The organism is Amphibiibacter pelophylacis, assembly GCF_037688875.1.
Classification (GTDB): Bacteria; Pseudomonadota; Gammaproteobacteria; order Burkholderiales; family Burkholderiaceae_C; genus Amphibiibacter; species Amphibiibacter pelophylacis.
Map to the genome: position 1 here is coordinate 127,065 of NZ_JAWDIE010000005.1, position 23,587 is coordinate 150,651.

Sequence of the window (23,587 nt, forward strand, 5' to 3'; positions counted from 1 at the left end):
CTCCCTCGCAAGGATCCGCCATGTCTGACGCCGCCCCCATCGCCTTGCCCCTGACCCGCGCGCAGCGTGACGCCGTGCAGCGCGCTCTGGCCGCGCAGGGCCAGCAGCCCGGTGCGCTGCTGCCCGTGCTGCACGCGGTGCAGGACGCGCTGGGCTTCATTCCGCCCGCCAGTGTCGCTGTGCTGGCGCAGGGCCTGGGCCTGTCGCGCGCCGATGTGCATGGCGTCATCACCTACTACCACCATTTCCGCCAGACGCCACCGGCGCGCCACACGCTGCAGCTGTGCCAGGCCGAAGCCTGCCGCGCCTGCGGCGCCACGGAGCTGATGGCGCAGGCCACGGAGCGGCTGTCTGCCGCGTTGCCCGGCGCTGTGGGCCTGGAGCCCGTCTACTGCCTGGGCCTGTGCGCCAGCGCTCCGGCGCTGATGCTGGATGAGCAGCCTTTGGGGCGCGTCACGCCGCAGCGTCTGGACGAGCTGCTCACGCCGCTGCTCGCGGCCGGTCAGGAGGCCGCATGAACATGCCAGTTTCCGCCTCTCCACAGCCGCTGCGCGTTTTCCTGCCCCGAGACAGCGCCGCCTTGGCGGTCGGCGCCGACGCTGTGGCGCAGGCGCTGCAGGATCAGGGCGTTGATGTGGTCCGCACCAGCTCGCGCGGCCTGTTCTGGCTGGAGCCGCTGCTTGAAGTGGACACGCCAGACGGCCGCATCGGCTTGGGTCCGCTGACGGCGCAGGACGTGCCTGGCCTGCTGCAGGCCTTACGAGACGGAACGCCGCATCCGCTGGCGCTGGGCCGTATGGACGATCTGCCCTTTCTGGCGCGCCAGCAGCGCCTGCTGTTTGCCCACGCCGGGCTGACCGACCCACTCTCGCTGTCTGACTATGAGGCCCACGGCGGCGGCGCGGGCCTGCGTCGTGCCATTGAACTGGGCGGCGAGGCCGTGGTGCAGCAGGTGCTGGACAGCGGCCTGCGCGGGCGTGGCGGCGCGGCGTTTCCGGCGGGCATCAAATGGCGCACGGTGCGCCAGGCGGACAGCGCGCAGAAGTACGTGGTCTGCAATGCCGACGAGGGCGATTCGGGCACCTTCTCCGACCGCATGACGATGGAGGGCGATCCCTTCCTGCTGATCGAAGGCCTGCTGATCGCCGCGCTGGCCGTCGGCGCCAGCCAGGCCTGGGTTTATGTGCGCTCCGAGTACCCGCACGCCATCGCCACTTTGAGCGAAGCGGTGGCCATGGCCCGCCAGGCGGGCTGGGTCGGCGCCGACGTGCTGGGCAGCGGGCAGTCGGTCGATATCGTGGTGCGCAAGGCGGCGGGCTCTTACGTCTGCGGCGAGGAAACCGCGCTGCTGGAATCGCTGGAAGGCCGCCGGGGCCTGGTGCGCGCCAAGCCGCCGCTGCCCGCGCTGTCTGGCCTGTTCGGGCAGCCCACGGTGATCAACAACGTGGTGACTCTGGCCAGCGTGCCCTGGATACTGGCGTACGGCGCGCAGGCCTACAGCGCGGTGGGCCTGGGCCGTTCGCGGGGTACGCTGCCCTTCCAGCTCGCGGGCAATATCGCCCGGGGGGGCCTGGTCGAACTGGGCTTTGGCGTGACGCTGCGCGAGCTGGTGTTTGATTTTGGTGGCGGTACGCGCAGCGGTCGGCCCGTCAAAGCCATTCAGGTGGGAGGGCCGCTGGGCGCTTACGTGCCCGAATCGGCCTGGGACACGCCGCTGGATTACGAGGCTTACGCCGCGCTGGGCCTCACGGTGGGCCATGGCGGCATCGTCGTGCATGACGACACGGCCAACCTGGCCGATCTGGCCGCCTACGCCATGCAGTTCTGCGCGCTGGAGAGCTGCGGCAAGTGCACGCCCTGCCGCATCGGCAGCACGCGCGGGGTGGAAGTCATCGCCCGCCTGCGCGGGGCGGCGCCGGGCAGCACGGCCCAGCAGGCGCAGCGCGAGCTGCTGAACGATCTGTGCGACACGATGCAGCACGGCAGCCTGTGCGCCATGGGCGGCATGACGCCCTTCCCCGTGCGCTCGGCGCTGGATCTGTATCCCGCCGATTTTGGCCTGGCGCCCCAGCCCGCCCGCACCTGACCCGACCGAGGATCGACCATGCTGCATCATCACGCCCCCGAAACCGATCACGGCACCCCGGCCAGCACCTCCACCGAAATGGTGGAACTGAGCATCGACGGCGTGCGCGTCAGCGTGCCCCAGGGCACCTCACTGATGCGCGCGGCCATCCAGGCGGGCGTGCAGGTGCCCAAACTGTGCGCCACCGACACGCTGCAGCCCTTTGGCTCCTGCCGCCTGTGCCTGGTCGAGATCGACGTCCGCAAGGGCTATCCGGCCAGCTGCACCACGCCGGCCGAAGCGGGGCAGGTCGTGCGCACGCAGTCGCCGCAGCTGCAGAAGCTGCGCCAGGGCGTGATGGAGCTGTATATCTCCGATCACCCGCTCGACTGCCTGACCTGCGCCGCCAACGGCGACTGCGAGCTGCAGGACATGGCGGGCGTCACCGGCCTGCGCGCCGTGCGTTACGGCAATGCGGGCGAAACCCGCGACGGCGTCTGCGGCCAGCACCACACGGCCAGCCCGGTGGACGAGTCCAACCCCTATTTCAGCTACGACCCCGGCAAGTGCATCGTCTGCAGCCGCTGCGTGCGCGCCTGCGACGAGGTTCAGGGCAGTTTTGCGCTGACGATTTCCGGGCGCGGCTTTGAGTCGCGCGTTTCGCCTGGCCAGGATCAGTCCTTCATGGACAGCGAATGCGTGAGCTGCGGGGCCTGCGTTCAGGCCTGCCCGACCGCCACGTTGCAGGAAAAATCGGTGATCGCGCTGGGCCAGCCCGAGCACAGCGTCATCACCACCTGCGCCTACTGCGGCGTGGGCTGCGGCTTCAAGGCCGAAATGAAGGGCAGCCAGATCGTGCGCATGGTCCCGTGGAAGGACGGCCGGGCCAACGAGGGGCACGCCTGCATCAAGGGCCGCTTCGCCTGGGGCTATGCCACGCATAAGGACCGCATCACCGCGCCCATGATCCGCGAGCGCATCACCGATCCGTGGCGCACCGTGTCCTGGGACGAGGCCCTCCGCTTCGCCGCCAGCCGCCTGAAAGACATTCAGGCGACGTACGGCCGCACGGCGGTGGGCGGCATCACCTCCAGCCGCTGCACCAACGAGGAGACTTACCTCGTGCAAAAGCTGGTGCGCGCCGCTTTGGGCACCAACAATGTGGACACCTGCGCGCGCGTCTGCCACAGCCCGACCGGCTACGGCCTGGGCCAGACTTTCGGCACCTCGGCGGGCACGCAGACCTTCAAATCGGTCGAATCGACCGACGTGGTGCTGGTCATCGGCGCCAACCCGACCGACGCGCATCCGGTGTTTGGATCGCGCCTCAAGCGACGCCTGCGCGGGGGCAAAACGGCCGGGGGCCAGCCCCGCGCCGGGCTGATCGTGATCGATCCGCGCCGCATTGATCTGGTCGAGTCGCCCCACATCCGCGCCGACCATCACCTGCAGCTGCGCCCTGGGACCAACGTGGCGGTGCTGACTGCGCTGGCGCATGTGGTCGTTACCGAAGGCCGGGTGAACGAGGATTTTGTTGTCCAGCGCTGTGACGAAAAAAGCTTTGCCGACTGGCGCGCCTTTGTCGCCCGGCCCGAGAACTCGCCCGAAGCCTTCGAAGCCGTCACCGGCGTGCCCGCCGCCGAAGTGCGCGCCGCTGCACGCCTGTTCGCGCAGGGGCCCAATTCGGCGATCTATTACGGCCTGGGCGTGACCGAGCACGCGCAGGGCAGCACGGCCGTCATCGCCATCGCCAACCTGGCCATGGCCTGCGGCATGATAGGCCGCGAAGGCGTGGGCGTGAACCCGCTGCGCGGCCAGAACAATGTGCAGGGCAGCTGCGACATGGGCAGCTTTCCGCACGAACTGCCCGGCTACCGCCACATCAGCGACACCACGGTACGCAGCCAGTTCGATGCCGCCTGGGGTGTCACGCTGGACCCGGAGCCCGGCCTGCGCATCCCCAATATGTTCGACGCCGCGCTGGCCGGCCGCTTCAAGGGCCTGTACTGCCAGGGCGAGGACATTGTCCAGTCCGACCCTGATACCCACCACGTGGCTGCTGCGCTTCAGGCGCTGGACTGCCTGATCGTGCAGGACATTTTCCTGAACGAAACCGCCCGCTACGCGCATGTTCTGCTGCCCGGATCGTCCTTCCTGGAAAAAGACGGCACCTTCACGAACGCCGAGCGCCGCATCAGCCGCGTGCGCCAGGTGATGCCGCCGCTGGCCGGTCTGGCCGACTGGCAGGTCACGGCGAAGCTGTCTGAAGCGCTGGGCTACCCCATGGATTACGCCAGCCCCGAAGAGATCATGGCCGAGATCGCCGCGCTGACACCCAGCTTTGCCGGGGTCAGCTACGCAAAAATCGAGCGCCTGGGCAGCGTCCAGTGGCCCTGCAACGACAGCACCGACGAGGCGGGGACGGCGCTCATGCACCAGGGCCGTTTTGTGCGCGGGCGCGGGCGTTTTTTCAACACGCAGTACGTCGCCAGCGACGAGAAAATCACCCCGCGCTTCCCGCTGCTGCTGACCACCGGCCGCACGCTCACGCAGTACAACGTGGGCGCCCAGACGCGCCGCACCGACAACAGCCAGTGGTTTGAAGAAGACCTTCTGGACATGCACCCGCACGACGCGCAGGAGCGTGGCATTGCCGATGGCGACCGCGTCAGCCTGGCCAGCCGCGCAGGCGAAACAGTGCTGCGCGCCCGCGTCACCGAGCGCATGGCGCCCGGCGTGGTCTGGACGACCTTTCACTTCCCGGAATCGGCGGCCAACGTCATCACCACCGACAGCGCCGACTGGGCCACCAGCTGCCCCGAGTACAAGGTGACCGCCGTTCAGGTGGCGCGCGTGATGGCGCCGGATACCCAGTCGGCCTGGCGGGCGAAGGATGCCGCCTTCCGCGACACCCAGATGGCGCTCGCCAGCGCCCTGGACGCCGCACGGCCATAATTCACCGCCATGACAGCCCTTCCCGAGCCCCTTGCCCCGCCCGGCGCCCAGACTTTCGAGGTCACCGTTCACCGCGACGGTGGCGTGCAGGCGCAGTCCGACTGGCTGGCGCAGGAGGTGCCGGTGGCGCTGGTGTTCAACGGCATCAGCCACGCGGTGATGCTGGCCAGCCCGGGCGATCTGGCCGATTTCGCTCTGGGTTTCGCGCTGACCGAAGGCCTGCTGAGCGATCCGTCCGAGCTGTACAGCGTCGACATCCAGCCCCGGCCGCAGGGGCTTGAGCTGCAGCTGACCGTCTCCGCCGCCTGCGAATGGCGACTGCGGCAGCGCCGCCGCACCCTGGCGGGGCGCACCGGCTGCGGCCTGTGCGGCACCGACAGTCTGGATCAGGTCATCCAGTCGCACGCGCCGCTGGCCGATGGCCCATGCGTGACCCGGCGCGCCCTTTGCGAGGGCCAGCGCGCCTTGCGCGCCCACCAGCGCCTGCAGCAGATCACCGGCGCGGCGCACGCGGCGGCCTGGGTGGGCCTGGACGGGGAGATCCGCCTGGTGCGCGAGGATGTGGGCCGTCACAACGCGCTGGACAAGCTGCTGGGTGCGCTCGTCAGCCCACCGCGCCTGCGCGAGCCCGGCCAGGCGGGCCCCCGTTTTGATCCGGCCGACGGCCTGGTCTGCATCACCAGCCGCGCCAGCCTGGAGATGGTGCAAAAGACCGCCGCTCTGGGCATCGCCACGCTGGCCGCCGTGTCGGCGCCCACGGCGCTGGCCGTGGAACGCGCGCGCGCGCTCCATCTGACGCTGGCGGGTTTTGTGCGGGGCGACGATCTGGTCGTCTACAGCCAGCCGCAGCGTATTCTGGAGGGAGACTGACATGACGCCCCTGGACCCCGGCAAACTCGCCACCATGGCCAACCGCATCGCCGAATTCTTCGCCGCCATGCCCGATCATGCCGAAGCGGTGGACGGCGTGGCCAGCCACATCCGGCGCTTCTGGGCGCCGCAGATGCGGCAGGATTTCGTGAGCCAGTTTGATGCGGGCGCGCTGCCCACGCTGCACCCGCTGGTGCAGGAGGTGCTGGAGCGTCACCGGGGAGCGCTGGCGGGGTGAATCCAGAACGGCAGACGGGGCAGTATCAACGGGCCTCATCGGCCGCCTGCGGCACCATCAGCCGCTCGACCAGAGGGTGCATGACCTTGCGCGGGGCGTAGATCAGGTGGTACTGCTCCTGCAGTTCGGTGCAGGTGGCCAGGTGCGCCAGGCCCAGGCGGCCGCGCAGGTAGGGGTCCAGCCACTCGGCGGCGGGGAACAGGCCCATGCCGGCGGCGCCGAAGGTGGTCATCAGGGCCATGTCTTCGAACTCGGCGACGATGCGCGGTTTGACGTGCTCGCGCTCCAGCCAGTGCTCGATCTGGGCGCGCATGGCCGAGTGCACGCTGGGCAGCAGCACGGGCTGGCCATGCAGGGCCTGCGGGAAGGGCTGATCGAGCTCGCGCAGGCGCTCGGGCGCGCCGTACCAGGCCAGCGCGGGCGAGGCCAGCAGCACACTGCGCAGGGGCAGGGCGGCTTCGGTGGGCGCGGCGCGGTCGGAGATCACGGCGTCCAGCTTGTGTAGCACCAGTTCGGCCCAGAGCTGTTCGTACTCGCCCTCGTTGCACAGCAGGCGCAGGTGCGGCGCGTCCAGCACCGGCTGCAGCAGGCGGTGGACGGCCAGCTTGGGCACGCCGTCCGAAATGCCGATGGCCAGACGCTGGACCTGGCTGCTGGCGGCTTCGCGTACCACGTCGGGCAGGCTCTGGCCGACTTCGAAAATGCGGTCGGCTTCGCGCAGCGCGGCCATGCCGGCCTCGGTCAGCACCAGCTTGCGGCCCTGAGGCTTGAGCAGGGCGTGGCCCAGCTGCTTTTCCAGCTCGCGCACCTGCGCGCTGATGGTCTGCACCGCCATATCCAGGCGCTGCGCTGCGCGCGTCAGGCTGCCCTCGTGGGCCATCACCCAGAAGTAGTAGAGATGGCGGTAGTTGAAGGGCGGGTTCACAGCAGCTGCGTCTGCGGCACGACCGACCAGCGGCCGGGCACATCGGCCAGCGGCGAGACCTCCAGCGTCACCTTGCAGCGCAGGCCTTTGCGCGAGCTCAGTTCAAACGCCTCCAGCAGCATCAGCCCGGGCGTGACCTGCGCCAGCGTCCTGCTGGCGGGGTTGAAGGCGTATTCCCAGCGGCCGTCGTCCATCAGGCTGAAGACGCCGCAGGCGCTGCGCGAACTGCTGGCGATAAAGCCGTGGCTCCAGTCCAGGTCCGGGTTCAGGCTGGCGGTGTCGGTGCGCACGTCGCCGCGCACGACCAGCGGGGCCGGTTCAGCAGCGGAGGCAGGAGGCATTTCGGGCGCCGGTGTGGGAGCGGGTGGCGCAGCGGCCGCCGCAGGCGCCTTGATTTTCAGCACCCAGTCCAGCTCGCGGCGTTTGCCCACCTGCTCGAAGCCCAGGCGCAGCGGGTACTGCGCGATCACGCGGCCGTCGGCGGGCAGCGCGGCGTGCGCAGCGTTGCGCTCGCTGCGCGCCTGGCCGTGCGCGTCGTAGACCTCGCGGCCCCAGGGATGGACCACGATGAAACCGCTGCTGCGGTCGCCTTCGATGCGGATCTGGTCCGACGAAGATTCCAGCGCAATCAGCAGGGGCAGGGACGAAGCCATATTCACAACTCCAGGGCGCACGACAAGCTTGGAACTCTACCACCCGCGCACGGCTTCCATGGCCTCTTCGATGCGCGAGACAGCGGTGATTTCCAGCCCCGGAACCGGCTTTTTGGGCAGATTGGCCTGCGGCACGATGGCGTGGCGAAAGCCCAGCTTGGCCGCTTCCTTCAGCCGCTCCAGCCCGCGCGGCGCCGGGCGGACTTCTCCGGCCAGGCCGACTTCGCCAAAGGCCAGAAAACCCTCGGGCAGCGCCCGCGAGCGCAGGCTGCCCTGGATGGCCAGCATCACGGCCAGATCGGCGGCCGGTTCGCTGATGCGCACGCCGCCCACGGCGTTGACGAAGACGTCCTGATCGTAGGTCTGCACGCCTGCGTGGCGGTGCAGCACGGCCAGCAGCATGGCCAGGCGGTCGCGCTCCAGGCCGACCGACAGGCGGCGCGGGCTGGGCCCGCCGCTGTCCACCAGCGCCTGGATTTCGACCAGCAGCGGCCGCGTGCCCTCCAGCGTGACCAGCACGCACGATCCGGGCACCGGCGCGCCCTGCGTGGACAGGAAGATGGCGCTGGGGTTGCTCACGCCGCGCAGGCCGCGCTCGGTCATGGCGAAAACGCCGATCTCGTTGACAGCACCAAAGCGGTTCTTGATGGCGCGCACCAGGCGGAAGCTGCTGTGCGTATCGCCCTCGAAGTAGAGCACCGTATCGACCATGTGCTCCAGCACGCGCGGCCCGGCCAGCGCGCCTTCCTTGGTCACATGGCCGACCATCACCAGCGTGCAGCCGCTGGATTTGGCGGCGCGCGTCAGGTGGGCCGCGCACTCGCGCACCTGCGCCACCGAACCCGGGGCGCTGGTCAGCTGGTCGCTGTACACGGTCTGGATGGAATCGATGACGCAGAAATCGGGCTGTTCGCGCTCCAGTGTGGCCAGGATGCTTTCCAGATGCGTTTCGGCCTGCACGTGCACGTTCTGGCCGGACAGCCCCAGGCGGTGCGCGCGCAGCGCCACCTGAGCGCCCGATTCTTCGCCCGTCACATACAGCACGCGCAGGCGCTGCGAGACCGCGTCCAGCGCCTGCAGCAGCAGCGTGCTTTTGCCGATGCCCGGGTCGCCGCCGATCAGGATGACGCCACCCGCGACCAGGCCACCGCCCAGCACGCGGTCCAGCTCGTCCAGGCCCGTGGGCTGGCGCTCGACCTCGCTGGCGGCGATGTCGGCCAGGCGCGTCACGGGCTGGCTGGCAGTCAGCGCGGCAAAGCGGTTGCGCCCCGCTGCGGCGGCAGGGGGCGCGGCAGCCGTTTCTTCCAGCGTGTTCCAGGCGCTGCAGTCCGGGCAGCGGCCCAGCCATTTGGGCTGGACGCTGCCGCAGTCGCGGCACACGAACTGCGATTTGCCCGCGCCTTTGGCGGGGGCCTTGCCCGCCGTTTTGCCCGCCGCCGGTTGGCCCAGGTTCATGCTGCGCCCGGGGCGTTCAGCGCCGACAGCGCCGACAGCGACACAGCGGTCTGCGCCGCCAGGCGGGCGTTGCCCAGCACCAGCTGGATGTTGCTGGCCAGGCTGCGTCCGCCACTGAGCTCGTTCACCCGCGCCAGCAGGAAGGGCGTCACGGCCTTGCCGTGGATGCCCTGGCGCTCGGCCTCGTCCAGTGCGCGGGCGATGGTGTCGTCGATCTGGTCGGCGTCCAGCGCGTGCTCGGGTGCGATCGGGTGGGCCACGACGCAGCCGCTGCTCAGGCCCAGTCCCCAGTGCGTGTGCAGCAGTTGCGCCAGACTGCCCGGGCTGTCGCGGCGCAGCGGCACGGCGTGGCCGCTCTCGCGGCTGAAGAAGGCGGGCAGCTCGTCGGTCTGGTAGCCGACGACGGGCACGCCGTGCGTTTCCAGATATTCCAGCGTCAGGCCCAGATCCAGGATGGATTTGGCCCCGGCGCAGACCACGGCCACCGGCGTGCGCGCCAGCTCCTGCAGGTCGGCCGAGATGTCCATGCTGCGCTCGCCGCCCCGGTGCACGCCGCCGATGCCGCCGGTGGCGAAGATGCGGATGCCGGCCCACGCGGCCAGCATCATCGTCGAGGCGACCGTGGTGGCGCCCAGGCCCCCCTGGCTGAGCACGCTGGCCAGATCCCGGCGGCTGACTTTGGTGGCGGCGTGTCCGGCGCGGCCCAGGGTGTCGATCTGCGCGGTCGACAGGCCGATGCACAGACGTCCTTCCTGGATCGCCATCGTCGCCGGAACGGCGCCCTGATCGCGCACGGCGGCTTCCACCTGCAGGGCGGTTTCGACGTTCTGCGGGTAGGGCATGCCGTGCGAGATGATGGTCGACTCCAGCGCGACCACGGGGCGGCCGCTGTGCAGGGCTTCGCGCACCTCGGGCTGGATCTGCAGGCGCTCGGCCAGCAGCGGGCCACAGGGCACGCCGGGAAGGGCGGAAGGAAGGGCGGCGGGAAGGGATGCGGAGGCAGAAGAGTTCATGTCGGAGCGTTAATTTCGTCAAGCAAGGCCGCCACGGCGGCCGGGGTCAGGTCGGGGGCGACGGTGTGCGGGCTTTCCACCGTCAGGGCCGAACAGGCGCTGGCCCAGCGCACGCGCTCAGGCCAGGTCCAGTCGTCCAGCAGGAGATGACCATACACCAGCGCCGCCATCAGCGCGTCGCCCGCGCCGCTGGTGTTGACCACGCCGCGCACCAGGCTGGGCTGCAGGCCGCTCTGCGCCGGCTGGCCGGGATCGCGCACGCTCCACAGCAGGCCCTGGGGGCCACCGCTCAGGAAAACGCGGGCCACGCCCGCATCGTGCAGGCCATCGATCAGACGCTGGGCGTCGTGCGTCAGCGCGGGGTCCAGGCCCAGCAGCACGGCGGCTTCCAGGCGGTCGGGTTTCAGGGTGTGGATGCGCGACAGCCACGGCCGCCAGCGCGCAGCTTTGTGGGCAGAGACCGGGTCCACAAACAGCGGCGGCAGTGGCCCGGTACTGTTAAGGGCCGCGTCGATCTGCTCGGGCGACAGGTTGCCATCGAGCACCAGCGCGGCGCTGCCTGACAGCCGCGGGCGCAGCGCGTCGGCCAGGTGCATCGCGGGCCAGCCCGCCAGCACGGCCATGTCGTTGACGGCGCCGGCCAGTTCGCCCGTGGCATCGTGCAGCGCCAGATACGCGGCGCTGCGCGCGCCCTTGGGCGCCCAGCCGCCGGTGGTGTCCACGCCGCAGGCTTCGGTGCTGCTGCGCAGCCACAGGCCCAGCGGATCGCTGCCCCAGGCCGACAGCAGATGAACCTGCCCTTGAGGCCCGCCTGGGGCCTGCAGCAGCCGCGCCAGGTTGTCGGCGATATTGCGCGCCACGCCGCCCGCGCTCACGCCGATGTCGCCGGGCAGCGAATCGCCCGCCAGTCCGGCCGTGTGCGTGCGGGCCAGCACGTCCACATTGGCGCCGCCGACCACCACGGCACAGGGGGTGTCAGTGCCGGTCATGGGGGTTCTCCGGCCCGGGCGAGCCCGAGCGCCAGTGCGGAATCTGCCAGCCGCGGCGCACCGCCAGCCCCCGCGATCCGGCCGTCAGGGCGACGCAGGCCAGCACGCTGATCCAGCCTGGCAGGCCCAGCGCGACCAGACCGAGGCACAGCCAGGCGCCCGCAAACGCACACAGCGCGTAGGGGCGGTGGTCTTTGAGCACGGCGGGAATCTCGTTGCAGACCATGTCGCGCAGCACACCGCCAAACGTGCCGGTGATGACGCCCAGCAGCACGGTCACCAGCGCGGGCATGTCGGCGGCGATGGACTGGTGCACCCCGGCGGCGGTGAACAGGCCCAGTCCCAGCGCGTCGGGCCAGAGCATGGCGCGTTCGGTGATGGAGAAATGCCTGTCGCGCAGAAACAGCATGGACAGCGCGCACAGCAGCAGCACGGCCCACAATGTGCTTTCGTGGCTGACCCAGAAAAACGGGCGCTGGTCCAGCAGCAGATCGCGCACCGTGCCGCCGCCAAAGGCCGCCAGGCAACCGACCACGCACACGCCCACAGGGTCCAGGCGCTTGCGCGCAGCCTCCATCACGCCCGACAGGGCAAACGCGGCGGTGCCGCCCAGCTCGACCAGCAGCTGCAGCGTCTGCCCCCAGGCCTGCAGGGGCAGATCAGCGGGAAGATGGGCTGGCAGGGCCAGAGCAAGGTCGGCGGACATGGCGGAGTCAGGACGCCGGCTGCAGCCGGATGCGCAGGCGGTCGGCGCTGATCTCGATCACCGGCTGGCCCAGTGTGCCCAGCATCTGGCGCTGGCTGGCGCTGAGCGTGTAGAGGCTGAGATCGTTGAAAAACTGCTCGGCCAGCACGCTGCCGATGCGCTGCAGATAGCCCTGCAGCGCCGTGGCCCCGCTGGCCAGTTCGAGCTGGTCGACGTTGACATCGCTCATGCGGATGCTGCCGTCGCTGGGGTCGTAGCGCAGGCGGTAGGTCAGCGCCACACGGCCGCGCGCCTGCAGATCGAAAATCCGGTCGCGCACCGCCAGCGCCAGAGCGGTGCCCAGACGCTGGTCCTGCGGCAGCAGCGTCACCTGCGGCGTCGAGAGCTGCACGGTCAGGACCTCCAGCACGCGTCGCTCCATGGGAAAGCGCGTGGCCAGTGCCTGGTTGAGCTGCTCGCGCGTCAGGCTCAGCCCGTCCGGGCCCAGCGGGTTTTTGCAGGCCGCCAGCAGCGGCAGCAGCGCGCCGGCGGCCAGCAGACGACGGCGCTGCAGATCAGGCCGCAAAGCCCGGATGGCAGTAGAGAAGACAGCGGTGTCGGGCATGGGTGTCCCTGGGGGCAGAAGGCATAGGCCGCGCGTGCGCGGGCGGAATCTTTCCCGATAAAATAGCAGACTCCACAGAAAGAGGGTTCCATGAGCACACCGATGACTCCCGAAGCGCGGGAGCAGGCCCGCTATCACATGATCGAGCAGCAGATTCGCCCCTGGAATGTGCTCGACGAAGCCGTTCTGGCGACGCTGTCGCGCGTGCACCGCGAAGATTTCGTCCCGCCCGCGCAACGCGAACTGGCCCTGATGGATTGCGAGCTGCCGCTGGACGATGGCCAGATCATGCTCAGTCCCAAAGTGCAGGCGCGGCTGGTGCATGACACCGTCACCGCGCTCGTGCCCACTGCACGCCGCATTCTGCTGATCGGCGCGGGCACCGGCTACATGGTCGCGCTGCTGGCCGATCTGGGCTGCGAGGTCCTGGCCACCGAGCAAAGTCCGGCCCTGCTCAAGCAGGCCGAAAAAAACCTGCGCGGCAGCCGCGTGCGCCTGCAGGCGGGTTCGGCCATTCCGTCGGAAGGCAACGGCTTTGACGCCGTGCTGCTGGCCGGATCGCTGCCGTCCATCCCCGATGCGCTGTGGGCCACGCTGCACCCGAATGGCCTCATCGTCGGCATTGTCGGCCGAGTGGCTGATCCGCTGATGGTCGCCAGCCGTCTGCGCCGGGTGGATGGCCGGGTGCGCAGCGAACCCCTGTTCGAGACCTGGGCGCCAGCGCTGCTGGGCCTGGTCGCCGAACCCCGCGAATTCGTTTTCTGATGCGCGCGCACCGCTCCTGCTGCTTCTCCGTGCCAACGGCCTGGCGCCGGGGCGTCCTTGCGGCTGCGGTGCTGCTGGCGGCGGGCGGCGCGCAGGCACAGTCCCTGCACGAGGTGCTGGCGCAGGCCCTGCAGTCCGACGCGACCTGGCGGGCCGCGCAGGCGCAGGCCGCGTCTGTGCCCTACAAGGTGGAACAGGCCCGCGCGGCACTGCGTCCGCAGCTCGGCCTGACCGGCAGCGCCACGGTTCAGGCCGCAGAAACCCCCGACAGCCAGACGGCCAAATCGGCCCAGAAGCTGGGCTTGGCGCTGGGCGTTTCCGCGCAGCAGAGCCTCTATAACCGCGCCAGCAGCCTCACGGTGGAGAAGGCGCAGCGCGGGCAGGACATTGCGCGCGCCACGCTCGAAGCGGCCCGGCAGGATCTGATCCAGCGCGTGTCGCAGGCTTACTTTGACGTGCTGACCGCCCAATCTGCCGTCCGCGCCCTGGAATCGGCGCTGGACGCGGCCCAGGGCCAGCTCAAATTTGCCACGCGCAATTTCGAGGTCGGCAACGCGACGGTCACCGATTCGCGCCAGGCGCAGGCGCAGGTCGATGTCCTGCAGGCGCAGCTGCTGTCGGCGCGCAACACGGTGCAGACGCGCCAGCTGGCCCTGGCGCAGATCACCGGCCAGGCCGACGTGACGCCCTGGGAGCTCAAACCCACCGCGCTGGCCGACAAAAACTCGATGCTGGCCGTGCGCCCCGAAACGGTGGACGAGTGGGTGGCGCTGGCCGAGAGCCTGTCGCCTGCCGTGCAGCAGGCCGCGCTGGCCGCCCAGAGCGCCGAACTGGACGTGGCGCTGGCCCGTGCCCAGGACGCGCCCACGCTGGCGCTGGTGGGTCAGGTGGGTGTCGCCCGCGACCAGTCGCGCAGCCGTGTACCGGGGGCGGGCTGGGTGTCGGGCAGTGCGCGCAGCGGCACCGGCCAGGTCGGTGTCAACTTCAACATGCCGCTCTACACCGGCGGCCTGAACGACAACCGCCTGCGCGAAACGCTGGCGCTGCTCGACGCCGCCCGCCAGCAGCAGGAAGCGGCGCGCCGCAGCGTGACGCAGGCAACGCGCACGGCGTTTTACACCCTGCGCTCGACGCAGGCGCAGGCCCTGGCGCTGCGCACCGCTGTATCGTCGGCCGAGCTGCTGCTCAAGGCGGCGCGTCTGGGTTATGAGGTCGGCATGAACACCAGTCTGGATGTGCTCAACGCCCAGAACCAGGTCTACCAGACCCGGCGCGACCTGGACCAGGCGCGCTACGGTGCGCTGTCGGCTTATCTGGGGCTGCGCCGTGCGGCGGGCGCCATCACCGACCAGGATCTGGCCGAGCTGGACGACAGGCTGCAGCCCGCCAAGCCCTGAGCGCCTGACTGGCTCAGAGCCATGCACCCCAAAAAGAAACCGGCCTTGAAGCCGGTTTCTTTTTGGGAGCGGGGCCGTCGCCGGGATTCTGCTTCAGCGGCGGCTCAGCGCCTGGCGGATGGCTTCGATTTTCTCGGCCGCTTCCGGGTCATTGCGGGCGTTGCGCCAGGCTTCGCGCACAAAGACGAAGAGCAGTAGCACAAACCCGGCGCCCAGCGTCGCCAGAACAGCGATCAGCCCCTTTTTGGGCTTGGATTTGAGCTCAGGCGGCATCGCCGGATCGACGATCTGGATGACGGCGCCCTCGCGGCTTTCGTCGATGCGGGCGACCTCGTACTGCTTGGCCATCATCTCGAACAGCGTTTCCTGATACTTGAAATTGCGGTATTTGTTGATGTAGCCCGAATCGACGCTGGCGGGCAGGCCGCTGTCCTGATCGCGGCGCTGGGCCTCGGCCAGCTGCTCGCGCAGGGCTTTCATCTGGTCCAGCGCCTGGCGGAACTCGGGCGCGTTCTCGGTCAGGTAACCGCGCATGGCGGCCATTTGCACCTGCAGCGCGGCGATTTTGGCCTGCAGCGTGGCCACGACAGCGATCGCCGTGTCCGGGCTGAGCTTGATCGTGCTGGCGTTGACGCCGCTGGCGCCCAAGGCGCTTTCGGCATCAGCCAGCTTTTTCTGGGCCTCGTCCATCTGCTTCTGGAAGAACGCCCGGCGCTGCTGGGCCTCGGTCAGGCTGACGCGGTCGAGCATCTTGCCCAGTTCCTGCACGTAGGCGTTGGCCAGTTCGGCGGCGAATTTGGGGTCTTTGTCGTCGACGCTGACGCTGATCAGGCCGGTTTTTTTGCCGTCGTCGGTCTGCGTTTTGGCCTTCAGCGCCTTGCGCGTGCCGTCCAGGGTTTCCTGCTCATAGCGCTTTTTCAAATCGAAGCGCTTGATCATGGCGTCCATGATGGTGTTGGTGCCCAGAAACGCCACGTACTGGTCGCTGGGGCTTTTGATGCCGGTGGCGGCGCCCGCCAGGCTGGCCAGGCCGCCCAGGCTCTGCAGCATGCTGGCCGCTGCGCTCTGCTGCTGCTGGGGCGGCAGAAAGGTGGTGGTGGCGGTAAAGGTCGGCGTGATGGCGAAGGTGATGCCCAGCGCCGCCAGGCCGATCAGCAGCGGCCCCAGAATCAGCAGCCAGAGGTTTTCAGCGACGACGCGCAGCAGGTCGAGCAGGCTGATTTCGTCTTCGTCCTCGAAGGGGGCGGCGGCGGACGCGGGGTCTTGGGGGTGCATGGTCTGAAAATGGCCCGGAGATCAAGGGCTTGGGGAAGTCGCGCGAAGTGCGGATTCTACCTTGCTGACGGCTCTGCGCGCGACGGGCAGTCGCAGCCCTGGCCAGCGGCGATCCAGCGCCCGGCCAGAGCCTGCGCCGCACTGCGCAAAGGCCAGGGGGCCGCCGCGGCCGCTGCCAGTGCCCCGCAGCGGTACAGGCCGGCGTCTTCCTGCCAGCGCAGCAGAGCGCAGGGGCCGCTCAGGCGCTGGGTCAGCACGCGGCCCAGCGGGCAGGGCGACAGCGCGCAGCACACGCCGCAGCCATTGCAGGGCGCTCCCAGGGGCGGCTGTACTGGAGCACCCGCGTGAAGGTGAATGACGGTGCTGTCTTTCTGGCGCATGGCGAGGGGTGGGCTGTGACGCAAGCCGTTCATTCTGCAGCCAAAGTGGCTTGTTGACTGGCCGTCTGGCAGGGCAGTGACCGCAGCGCGCAGCGGCTTTGCAGGCCGTTTCAGGGCAGGAGCTCGGACTTTTTGGGCTACAATCCCGCTGCTCTGGACTGGTCACCCCGTAAGACTGTCGCCTGTGATGGCGCTAACTTGCTGACCAGCACTCAGGCCGACGTGGTGAAATTGGTAGACACGCTATCTTGAGGGGGTAGTGGCGAAAGCTGTACGAGTTCGAGTCTCGTCGTCGGCACCAGATGACTCACGGGCTGTGGGTCGCGTCAATTCCGGTCTGCCCTTCTGGCAGGTCGATCGCAAAAGGCATGCAGCAACATGGACCTGCAAGAATATCTGCCCGTTATCCTGTTCATCGTTGTGGGCGTCGTCATTGGCGTGGCACCGATGCTCCTGGGCTCGGTGATGGGGCCTAACCGGCCTGATCCCCAGAAGAACTCCCCTTACGAATGCGGCTTCGAGGCTTTCGAGGACGCCCGCATGCAGTTTGATGTGCGCTACTACCTCGTCGCCATCCTCTTCATTCTGTTTGACCTGGAAATTGCTTTTCTGTTCCCTTGGGCGGTGGCGCTCAAGGACATCGGCCTGATGGGCTTCATGTCAGTGATGGTGTTTTTGGCCATCCTGGTCGTCGGCTTTGTCTACGAGTGGAAAAAAGGCGCGCTGAACTGGGAATGACCCGGCTGCTGCGACAGCCTGCAGCGTTTGTCCGATGATGGCAGCCTGCTGCTCCGGAGAGTGAAATGAGTATCCACGGTGTCCTGAAAGAAGGGTTCGTCACCACCTCGGTTGACACCCTGATGAACTGGTCCAAGACCGGTTCGCTCTGGCCGATGACTTTCGGTCTGGCCTGCTGCGCGGTCGAGATGATGCACGCCGGTGCGGCGCGCTATGACATCGACCGTTTCGGCATGCTGTTCCGCCCCAGCCCCCGTCAGTCCGATCTGATGATCGTGGCCGGCACGCTGTGCAACAAAATGGCGCCCGCACTGCGCAAGGTCTACGACCAGATGGCCGAACCGCGCTGGGTGCTGAGCATGGGCTCGTGTGCCAACGGCGGTGGCTATTACCACTACAGCTACAGCGTCGTGCGCGGCTGCGACCGCATCGTGCCGGTGGACGTCTACGTGCCGGGCTGCCCGCCCACCGCCGAGGCGCTGCTCTACGGCATCCTGCAGCTGCAGGCCAAGATCCGCCGCGAAAACACCATTGCCCGTCAGGTCTGAGATGAACCGCGCCCCCTACACCGACATCGCCACCCTGAAATCCCGCCTGCAGGCTGTTCTGGGCGAGCGCGCCCGTCAGTTCATCGAGCACCGTGGCCAGCTCACCCTCGTGGTGAATGCCGCCGACTATCTGGGCGTCGCCCGCGAGCTGCACGATCACGCTGATCTGGCCTTCGAGGTGCTGATCGACCTGTGCGGCGTCGATTACTCGACCTGGAAAGACATGCCCTGGGACGGGCCGCGCTACGCCGTGGTCACCCACCTGCTGTCCATTAAACACAACTGCCGCCTGCGCTTGCGCGTGGCGCCCACCGACGACGATTGGCCGGTGGTCGACAGCCTGACCGCCGTGTGGTCGGCTGCCAACTGGTTCGAGCGCGAGGCGTTTGACCTTTACGGCCTGATTTTCGAAGGCCACAACGACCTGCGCCGCATCCTCACCGACTACGGCTTCATCGGCCACCCCATGCGCAAGGATTTCCCGCTGACCGGCCACGTCGAAATGATTTACGACGAAGAAAACCGCCGCGTGAAATACCAGAGCGTGACCATCGATCCGCGCGAAATCACCCCGCGCGTGGTGCGCGAGGACCGCTACGGCGGTCTGCACTGAGACCGGGCACCAAGGCGAAGCACCATGGCTGAAATCAAGAACTACACCCTGAACTTCGGGCCGCAGCATCCGGCCGCACACGGCGTGCTGCGCCTGGTGCTCGAGCTGGACGGCGAAGTCATCCAGCGCGCCGATCCGCACATCGGCCTGCTGCACCGCGCCACCGAAAAGCTGGCCGAAACCAAGACCTACATCCAGAACCTGCCCTACATGGACCGGCTGGATTACGTCTCGATGATGTGCAACGAGCACGCCTACTGCCTGGCGGTCGAGAAAATGCTCGACATCGAGGTGCCGGTGCGTGCGCAGTACATCCGCGTGATGTTTGCCGAGATCACCCGCCTGCTCAACCACCTGCTGTGGCTGGGCGCGCACGGGATCGACTGCGGCGCGATGAACATCCTGATCTACTGCTTCCGCGAGCGCGAAGATCTCTTCGACGTCTACGAAGCCGTGTCGGGTGCGCGCATGCACGCGGCCTACTTCCGTCCGGGTGGCGTTTACCGCGATCTGCCCGACCAGATGCCGCAGCACCAGGCCAGCAAAATCCGCAACGCCCGCGAGATCGCCCGCCTGAACGAGAACCGCCAGGGCTCGGTGCTGGATTTCATCGACGACTTCACCCAGCGCTTCCCGCGCTATGTGGACGAGTACGAAACCCTGCTGACCGACAACCGCATCTGGAAGCAGCGCACTGTGGGCATCGGCGTGGTCAGCCCCGAGCGCGCCAAAAACATGGGCTTTTCCGGCCCCATGCTGCGCGGTTCGGGCATTGCGTGGGATCTGCGCAAGTTCCAGCCCTACGATGTCTACGACCGCATGGAGTTCGATATCCCCATCGGCACCAACGGTGACACCTACGACCGCTACCTGGTGCGCGTCGAGGAAATGCGCCAGTCCAACCGCATCATCAAGCAGTGCGTGGACTGGCTGAAAAAGAACCCCGGCCCCGTGATCACCGACAACCTGAAAGTGGCGCCGCCCAAGCGCAACGCCATGAAGTCGGACATGGAAGGCCTGATCCACCACTTCAAGCTCTTCACCGAAGGCATGCACGTCCCCGAGGGCGAGGTCTACCAGGGCGTCGAGCACCCCAAGGGCGAGTTCGGCATCTACCTGATCAGCGACGGGGCCAACAAACCCTACCGCATGAAGATTCGTGCGCCCGGCTTCCCCCACCTGGCTGCGCTCGACGAGATGGCGCGTGGCCACATGATTGCCGACGCCGTGGCCGTGATCGGCACCATGGACATCGTTTTTGGCGAGATCGACCGATGAATGCGCCCCTGACTCTTTCCGATGCCACCCGCGCGCGCTTTGACCGCGAAGTGGCCAAATACCCGCCCGAGCAGAAGCAGTCTGCGGTGATGGCCTGCCTGTCCATCGTCCAGCAGGAGCAGGGCCACGTCAGCCACGCGGCTGAAGTCGCCATTGCGGATTACCTGGGCATGGCGCCGGTGGCGGTGCAGGAGGTGACCACCTTCTACAACATGTACAACCAGAAGCCGGTGGGTCAGTACAAACTGAACGTCTGCACCAACCTGCCCTGCCAGCTTCGCGGCGGACAGGACGCCCTGGAACACGTCTGCCAGCGCCTGGGCGTGCACAAGGGCGAAACCACGGCCGATGGCGCCATCACGGTGCAGGAGAGCGAGTGTCTGGGGGCCTGCGCTGACGCGCCGGTGCTGCTGGTCAACGACCGCCAGATGCTCAGCTACATGAGCCACGACAAACTCGACCGCCTGCTGGACAAGCTGCAGGGCGCTGCGAAAAAAGGGGCCTGAGGTGCAACTCGATCTGAGCGAATTCCAAACCCAAGGCGACGCCACCTGCTTCCACGGCCGCCACATCCAGCCGCAGATTTACGCGGGCCTGGACGGCAGCAACTGGGATCTGGCGTCTTACGAAGCACGCGGCGGTTACGCGGCCCTGAAGAAAATTTTGGGCAAGGACGGCGGCGAGCCCTGGACGCAGGACCAGCTGATCGCCGAGATCAAGACCTCGTCGCTGCGTGGACGCGGCGGCGCGGGCTTCCCGACCGGCCTGAAGTGGAGCTTCATGCCGCGCGGCCTGCCCGGCCAGAAGTACCTGGTATGTAACTCGGACGAGGGCGAACCCGGCACCTGCAAGGACCGCGACATCCTGCTGTACAACCCGCACAGCGTGATCGAAGGCATGTGCATTGCCGCCTTCGCCATGGGCATCACCGTGGGCTACAACTACATCCACGGCGAAATTTTCGAGGCTTACGACCGCTTCGAGGAAGCGCTGGAGCAGGCCCGCGCCGCCGGTTATCTGGGCGACAACATCCTGGGCTGCGCCCACAGCTTCCAGCTGCACGCTTTCCACGGCTTTGGCGCCTACATCTGCGGCGAGGAAACCGCGCTGCTGGAATCGCTGGAGGGCAAAAAAGGCCAGCCGCGCTTCAAGCCGCCGTTCCCGGCCAGCTTTGGCCTCTACGGACGCCCGACCACGATCAACAACACCGAAACCTTCGCGGCGGTGCCCTGGATCGTGCGCAACGGCGGTCAGGCCTACCTGGAGTGCGGCAAGCCCAACAACGGCGGCACCAAGATTTTCTCCATGGTCGGCGACGTCGAGCGCCCCGGCAACTACGAAGTGCCCATGGGCACGCCCTTCAGCACGCTGCTGGAGCTGGCGGGTGGCGTCAAGGGCGGCAAAAAGCTTAAGGCCGTGATCCCGGGCGGATCGTCAGCGCCCGTGCTGCCAGCCGACATCATGATGGCCTGCACCATGGATTACGACAGCATCGCCAAAGCCGGCTCGATGCTGGGCTCGGGCGCCGTGATCGTCATGGACGAAACCCGCTGCATGGTCGAGAGCCTGCTGCGCCTGTCCTACTTCTACGCCCACGAATCCTGCGGCCAGTGCACGCCCTGCCGCGAGGGCACGGGCTGGCTGTGGCGCATGCTCAGCCGCATCCAGAACGGCGAAGGCCGCGCTGAAGACCTCGACATGCTGGACAACGTCGCGCTCAACATCATGGGCCGCACGATCTGCGCCCTGGGCGACGCCGCCGCCATGCCGGTGCGCGGCATGATCAAGCATTTCCGCCCCGAATTCGAAGCCAAGATCCGGGCCGCGCGCCCCGTCGGCGCTGCCGCCTGAGACTGGATGGACAACAACCATGGTTGAACTGGAACTCAACGGCCAGAAAGTGACCGTTCCCGATGGCAGCATGGTCATGCATGCCGCCGAGGCTGCGGGCACCTATGTGCCGCACTTCTGCTATCACAAGAAGCTGTCCATTGCGGCCAATTGCCGCATGTGTCTGGTCGAGGTCGAAAAAGCGCCCAAACCCGTTCCCGCCTGCGCCACGCCGGTGACGCAGGGCATGATCGTGCGCACCCACAGCGAAAAAGCGCTGGCGGCGCAGAAATCGGTGATGGAATTCCTGCTGATCAACCACCCGCTGGATTGCCCGATCTGCGATCAGGGCGGCGAGTGCCAGCTGCAGGATCTGGCCGTGGGCTACGGTGGCAGCGCCACGCGCTACGCGGAAGAAAAGCGCGTGGTCTTCCACAAAAACGTCGGCCCGCTGATTTCCATGGAGGAAATGAGCCGCTGCATCCACTGCACACGCTGCGTGCGCTTCGGCCAGGAGATCGCCGGGGTGATGGAGCTGGGCATGCTGCATCGCGGCGAGCACGCCGAAATCACCACGTTCGTGGGCCAGACCGTGGATTCCGAGCTGTCGGGCAACATGATCGACATCTGCCCCGTCGGCGCACTGACCAGCAAGCCCTTCCGCTACAGCGCCCGCACCTGGGAAATGTCTCGCCGCAAATCGGTCAGTCCGCACGATTCCACCGGCGCCAACCTGGTCGTCCAGGTCAAGAACAACCGCGTGCTGCGCGTGGTGCCGCAGGAAAACGAGGCCGTCAACGAATGCTGGATCTCCGACCGCGACCGTTTCAGCTATGAAGCGCTCAACGGCAGTGATCGCCTGACCGCACCGCGCATCAAGCAGGGCGGCCAGTGGCAGTCGGTGGACTGGACGACGGCGCTGAAGTACGTCGCGGACGGTGTGCAGCGCGTCAAGGCCGAGTTCGGTGCCGACGGCATTGGTGCTGTCGCCAGCGAAACCAGCACGCTGGAAGAGCTGTATCTGCTGAAAAAACTCATCAACGCCGTGGGCAGCCGCCACGTCGGCACCCGCACCCGCCACGCCGACACGCGCAACGTGTCGCCCAAGGGCGCACGCTGGCTGGGTCAGCCCATTGCCGCGCTGTCGCGTGTGCCGGGGGCGCTGGTCATCGGCTCTTTCCTGCGCAGCGAGCACCCGCTCTTCGCCAGCCGCCTGCGCGCTGCAGCCCGCAGCGGCGCGGCCATTCACCGCCTGCACAGCGTCGCCCAGGACTGGGCCATGCCGCTGGCGCACGACGAAATCGTCTCCTCCGACCGCTGGCTGGCCACGCTGGCGGGCCTGGTGGGGGCGCTGGCCACGATCAAGGGCGATTCGCTCGACTTGGGCGTGACCGCCAGCGCGGCCAACACCGCCTGGGCGCAGAGCCTGCTGGACGCGGGCGTGAACACCGTGCTGCTGGGCAACCAGGCCGAGCAGCACCCGCAGGCCAGCGAACTGCAATGGCTGGCCGATGCTGCTGCCCGCCTGCTGGGCGGCACGTGCGGCGTGCTGGGCGCGCAGGGCAACAGCGTGGGTGCGCAGTGGGTCGGAGCGGCGCAGGCCGACGGCGCGCTGGGTGCCGCGCAGATGCTGGCGCAGCCCATGAAGGCGCTCTTCCTGCTGAATGTGGACGGCGTTCAGGACGCCCGCGATGCCGAAGCCGCGCGCGCCGCGCTGGCCCAGTCCGGGCTGGTGGTGTCGCTGTCGCCCTTTGCCAGCGCCAACGCCGAATCTGCCGATGTGCAGCTGCCGATTGCCCCCTATACCGAGACGGCGGGCACCTACGTCAACGCCGAAGGGCGCGTGCAGAGCGCGCAGGGCGTGGTGCCGCCGCTGGGCGAAACCCGCCCGGGCTGGAAGGTGCTGCGCGTGCTGGGTAACCTGCTGAATCTGCCCGGTTTTGACCAGGACAGCGCCCGCGAGGTCGCGACCGAGGCCCTGCAGCAGGCCGGTGTCGGTCCGGATGGTGCAGCGGCAGTCAGCCAGCTCTCCAACGCGCCGGCCTCCAGCGTGACGCTGGCCAGCATCCAAGCGGCCCTGTCGGCCACCGGCGACGCCGGCCTGCGCTACTGGCCCAGCTACCAGAGCGATCTGGTGGTGCGCCGCGCTGCATCGCTCCAGAAAACCCGCAACGCCCAGGGCGCTGACATCACCGGGCAGGCTTCTGGCTCGGCCGTTCAGGTGATGGGGGTCCTCGCACCGGCAGCGCCTGCTGCTCCAGCCCAGGCGGCCTGACCCGCAGCCGCCACA

23 protein-coding genes and 1 tRNA gene are annotated in these 23,587 nt (G+C 68.1%); 15 read left to right on the forward strand and 9 right to left on the reverse strand.

Annotation, left to right across the window (positions count from 1 at the left end; all coding sequences use genetic code 11):
* The first annotated feature begins 20 nt into the window (after window positions 1-20).
* The 5 genes from RV045_RS04685 to RV045_RS04705 are packed head-to-tail and all read left to right on the forward strand — an operon-like array spanning window position 21 to window position 6,128.
* Window positions 21-518, forward strand: a complete 498-nt coding sequence (locus RV045_RS04685; RefSeq protein WP_423234608.1) for an NAD(P)H-dependent oxidoreductase subunit E — start codon at window positions 21-23, stop codon at window positions 516-518.
* 2 nt (window positions 519-520) lie between these two features.
* Window positions 521-2,086 carry a formate dehydrogenase beta subunit gene (locus tag RV045_RS04690; protein WP_423234645.1) on the forward strand — a complete coding sequence of 522 codons (1,566 nt, stop codon included), beginning with the start codon at window positions 521-523 and terminating at the stop codon, window positions 2,084-2,086.
* Between the two features lie 18 nt (window positions 2,087-2,104).
* Complete coding sequence (gene fdhF, locus RV045_RS04695; RefSeq protein WP_423234609.1) at window positions 2,105-5,020, forward strand: formate dehydrogenase subunit alpha; 2,916 nt, start codon at window positions 2,105-2,107, stop codon at window positions 5,018-5,020.
* A 9-nt stretch (window positions 5,021-5,029) separates the two neighbouring features.
* A complete protein-coding gene (gene fdhD, locus RV045_RS04700; RefSeq protein ID WP_423234610.1) occupies window positions 5,030-5,890 on the forward strand; it encodes a formate dehydrogenase accessory sulfurtransferase FdhD in 861 nt (286 codons plus the stop codon).
* 1 nt (window position 5,891) lies between these two features.
* The gene (locus tag RV045_RS04705) at window positions 5,892-6,128 is read left to right on the forward strand and encodes a formate dehydrogenase subunit delta (protein WP_423234611.1); all 237 of its coding nucleotides are present in this window, start codon (window positions 5,892-5,894) and stop codon (window positions 6,126-6,128) included.
* A 25-nt stretch (window positions 6,129-6,153) separates the two neighbouring features.
* Here RV045_RS04705 and RV045_RS04710 read toward each other — a convergent pair whose 3' ends face one another.
* From RV045_RS04710 to RV045_RS04740, 7 genes are read right to left on the reverse strand one after another with little or no spacing between them, the layout of a single operon-like run.
* Entirely contained in the window at window positions 6,154-7,053 is a 900-nt protein-coding gene (locus RV045_RS04710) for a LysR family transcriptional regulator (protein WP_423234612.1), read from the reverse strand.
* Window positions 7,050-7,706: a VCBS domain-containing protein gene (locus tag RV045_RS04715; protein ID WP_423234613.1), complete on the reverse strand. Its 657-nt coding sequence runs from the start codon at window positions 7,704-7,706 to the stop codon at window positions 7,050-7,052. Before RV045_RS04715 ends, RV045_RS04710 begins: the two co-directional genes overlap by 4 nt.
* Window positions 7,707-7,742: 36 nt before the next feature.
* Window positions 7,743-9,161: a DNA repair protein RadA gene (gene radA, locus RV045_RS04720; protein WP_423234614.1), complete on the reverse strand. Its 1,419-nt coding sequence runs from the start codon at window positions 9,159-9,161 to the stop codon at window positions 7,743-7,745.
* Entirely contained in the window at window positions 9,158-10,174 is a 1,017-nt protein-coding gene (locus tag RV045_RS04725) for a pseudouridine-5'-phosphate glycosidase (RefSeq protein ID WP_479722904.1), read from the reverse strand. Before RV045_RS04725 ends, radA begins: the two co-directional genes overlap by 4 nt.
* On the reverse strand, window positions 10,171-11,163 hold the full coding sequence (locus tag RV045_RS04730) for a PfkB family carbohydrate kinase (RefSeq protein ID WP_423234615.1): 993 nt from the start codon (window positions 11,161-11,163) through the stop codon (window positions 10,171-10,173). The genes RV045_RS04725 and RV045_RS04730 overlap by 4 nt, the downstream gene beginning before the upstream one ends.
* Window positions 11,150-11,869 (reverse strand): trimeric intracellular cation channel family protein, encoded by a 720-nt coding sequence (locus tag RV045_RS04735; RefSeq protein WP_423234616.1) that lies wholly within the window; start codon window positions 11,867-11,869, stop codon window positions 11,150-11,152. Before RV045_RS04735 ends, RV045_RS04730 begins: the two co-directional genes overlap by 14 nt.
* Before the next feature lie 7 nt (window positions 11,870-11,876).
* Complete coding sequence (locus tag RV045_RS04740; RefSeq protein ID WP_423234617.1) at window positions 11,877-12,473, reverse strand: DUF1439 domain-containing protein; 597 nt, start codon at window positions 12,471-12,473, stop codon at window positions 11,877-11,879.
* Between the two features lie 90 nt (window positions 12,474-12,563).
* Here RV045_RS04740 and RV045_RS04745 point away from each other — a divergent pair, with 90 nt between their 5' ends.
* Together RV045_RS04745 and RV045_RS04750 are read left to right on the forward strand one after the other, a co-directional pair.
* A complete protein-coding gene (locus tag RV045_RS04745) occupies window positions 12,564-13,238 on the forward strand; it encodes a protein-L-isoaspartate O-methyltransferase family protein (RefSeq protein ID WP_423234618.1) in 675 nt (224 codons plus the stop codon).
* Window positions 13,239-13,267: 29 nt separating this feature from the next.
* Window positions 13,268-14,635, forward strand: a complete 1,368-nt coding sequence (locus RV045_RS04750) for a TolC family outer membrane protein (RefSeq protein ID WP_423234619.1) — start codon at window positions 13,268-13,270, stop codon at window positions 14,633-14,635.
* A 93-nt stretch (window positions 14,636-14,728) separates the two neighbouring features.
* Here RV045_RS04750 and RV045_RS04755 read toward each other — a convergent pair whose 3' ends face one another.
* Together RV045_RS04755 and RV045_RS04760 are read right to left on the reverse strand one after the other, a co-directional pair.
* The gene (locus RV045_RS04755; protein WP_423234620.1) at window positions 14,729-15,910 is read right to left on the reverse strand and encodes a Wzz/FepE/Etk N-terminal domain-containing protein; all 1,182 of its coding nucleotides are present in this window, start codon (window positions 15,908-15,910) and stop codon (window positions 14,729-14,731) included.
* 56 nt (window positions 15,911-15,966) lie between these two features.
* Window positions 15,967-16,314 (reverse strand): hypothetical protein, encoded by a 348-nt coding sequence (locus RV045_RS04760; protein ID WP_423234621.1) that lies wholly within the window; start codon window positions 16,312-16,314, stop codon window positions 15,967-15,969.
* Window positions 16,315-16,506: 192 nt separating this feature from the next.
* Between RV045_RS04760 and RV045_RS04765 the strand changes: the two genes are divergently transcribed.
* The 8 genes from RV045_RS04765 (at window position 16,507) to nuoG (ending at window position 23,572) form a co-directional block, all read left to right on the forward strand.
* Window positions 16,507-16,591 (forward strand) — tRNA-Leu (locus RV045_RS04765).
* A 77-nt stretch (window positions 16,592-16,668) separates the two neighbouring features.
* Window positions 16,669-17,028 carry an NADH-quinone oxidoreductase subunit A gene (locus RV045_RS04770; protein WP_423234622.1) on the forward strand — a complete coding sequence of 120 codons (360 nt, stop codon included), beginning with the start codon at window positions 16,669-16,671 and terminating at the stop codon, window positions 17,026-17,028.
* Between the two features lie 65 nt (window positions 17,029-17,093).
* Entirely contained in the window at window positions 17,094-17,576 is a 483-nt protein-coding gene (locus RV045_RS04775; protein WP_423234623.1) for a NuoB/complex I 20 kDa subunit family protein, read from the forward strand.
* A 1-nt stretch (window position 17,577) separates the two neighbouring features.
* Window positions 17,578-18,189, forward strand: coding sequence for an NADH-quinone oxidoreductase subunit C (locus RV045_RS04780; RefSeq protein WP_423234624.1), 612 nt, complete (start codon window positions 17,578-17,580; stop codon window positions 18,187-18,189).
* A 24-nt stretch (window positions 18,190-18,213) separates the two neighbouring features.
* The gene (locus tag RV045_RS04785) at window positions 18,214-19,467 is read left to right on the forward strand and encodes an NADH-quinone oxidoreductase subunit D (protein ID WP_423234625.1); all 1,254 of its coding nucleotides are present in this window, start codon (window positions 18,214-18,216) and stop codon (window positions 19,465-19,467) included.
* Window positions 19,464-19,973 carry an NADH-quinone oxidoreductase subunit NuoE family protein gene (locus tag RV045_RS04790; RefSeq protein ID WP_423234626.1) on the forward strand — a complete coding sequence of 170 codons (510 nt, stop codon included), beginning with the start codon at window positions 19,464-19,466 and terminating at the stop codon, window positions 19,971-19,973. The genes RV045_RS04785 and RV045_RS04790 overlap by 4 nt, the downstream gene beginning before the upstream one ends.
* A 1-nt stretch (window position 19,974) precedes the next feature.
* Window positions 19,975-21,318 (forward strand): NADH-quinone oxidoreductase subunit NuoF, encoded by a 1,344-nt coding sequence (nuoF, locus tag RV045_RS04795; protein WP_423234627.1) that lies wholly within the window; start codon window positions 19,975-19,977, stop codon window positions 21,316-21,318.
* 19 nt (window positions 21,319-21,337) lie between these two features.
* On the forward strand, window positions 21,338-23,572 hold the full coding sequence (gene nuoG / locus RV045_RS04800) for an NADH-quinone oxidoreductase subunit NuoG (protein WP_423234628.1): 2,235 nt from the start codon (window positions 21,338-21,340) through the stop codon (window positions 23,570-23,572).
* The last annotated feature ends 15 nt before the right edge of the window (window positions 23,573-23,587 follow it).

Excerpts from the sequence above, each read along its gene's own strand:
- RV045_RS04685 (WP_423234608.1), top strand. The coding sequence starts at position 21 with ATGTCTGACGCCGCCCCCATCGCCTTGCCCCTGACCCGCGCGCAGCGT.
- RV045_RS04690 (WP_423234645.1), top strand. The coding sequence starts at position 521 with ATGCCAGTTTCCGCCTCTCCACAGCCGCTGCGCGTTTTCCTGCCCCGA.
- fdhF (WP_423234609.1), top strand. The coding sequence starts at position 2,105 with ATGCTGCATCATCACGCCCCCGAAACCGATCACGGCACCCCGGCCAGC.
- fdhD (WP_423234610.1), top strand. The coding sequence starts at position 5,030 with ATGACAGCCCTTCCCGAGCCCCTTGCCCCGCCCGGCGCCCAGACTTTC.
- RV045_RS04705 (WP_423234611.1), top strand. The coding sequence starts at position 5,892 with ATGACGCCCCTGGACCCCGGCAAACTCGCCACCATGGCCAACCGCATC.
- RV045_RS04715 (WP_423234613.1), bottom strand. The coding sequence starts at position 7,706 with ATGGCTTCGTCCCTGCCCCTGCTGATTGCGCTGGAATCTTCGTCGGAC.
- radA (WP_423234614.1), bottom strand. The coding sequence starts at position 9,161 with ATGAACCTGGGCCAACCGGCGGCGGGCAAAACGGCGGGCAAGGCCCCC.
- RV045_RS04725 (WP_479722904.1), bottom strand. The coding sequence starts at position 10,174 with ATGAACTCTTCTGCCTCCGCATCCCTTCCCGCCGCCCTTCCTTCCGCC.
- RV045_RS04730 (WP_423234615.1), bottom strand. The coding sequence starts at position 11,163 with ATGACCGGCACTGACACCCCCTGTGCCGTGGTGGTCGGCGGCGCCAAT.
- RV045_RS04735 (WP_423234616.1), bottom strand. The coding sequence starts at position 11,869 with ATGTCCGCCGACCTTGCTCTGGCCCTGCCAGCCCATCTTCCCGCTGAT.
- RV045_RS04740 (WP_423234617.1), bottom strand. The coding sequence starts at position 12,473 with ATGCCCGACACCGCTGTCTTCTCTACTGCCATCCGGGCTTTGCGGCCT.
- RV045_RS04745 (WP_423234618.1), top strand. The coding sequence starts at position 12,564 with ATGAGCACACCGATGACTCCCGAAGCGCGGGAGCAGGCCCGCTATCAC.
- RV045_RS04755 (WP_423234620.1), bottom strand. The coding sequence starts at position 15,910 with ATGCACCCCCAAGACCCCGCGTCCGCCGCCGCCCCCTTCGAGGACGAA.
- RV045_RS04770 (WP_423234622.1), top strand. The coding sequence starts at position 16,669 with ATGGACCTGCAAGAATATCTGCCCGTTATCCTGTTCATCGTTGTGGGC.
- RV045_RS04775 (WP_423234623.1), top strand. The coding sequence starts at position 17,094 with ATGAGTATCCACGGTGTCCTGAAAGAAGGGTTCGTCACCACCTCGGTT.
- RV045_RS04780 (WP_423234624.1), top strand. The coding sequence starts at position 17,578 with ATGAACCGCGCCCCCTACACCGACATCGCCACCCTGAAATCCCGCCTG.
- RV045_RS04785 (WP_423234625.1), top strand. The coding sequence starts at position 18,214 with ATGGCTGAAATCAAGAACTACACCCTGAACTTCGGGCCGCAGCATCCG.
- RV045_RS04790 (WP_423234626.1), top strand. The coding sequence starts at position 19,464 with ATGAATGCGCCCCTGACTCTTTCCGATGCCACCCGCGCGCGCTTTGAC.
- nuoG (WP_423234628.1), top strand. The coding sequence starts at position 21,338 with ATGGTTGAACTGGAACTCAACGGCCAGAAAGTGACCGTTCCCGATGGC.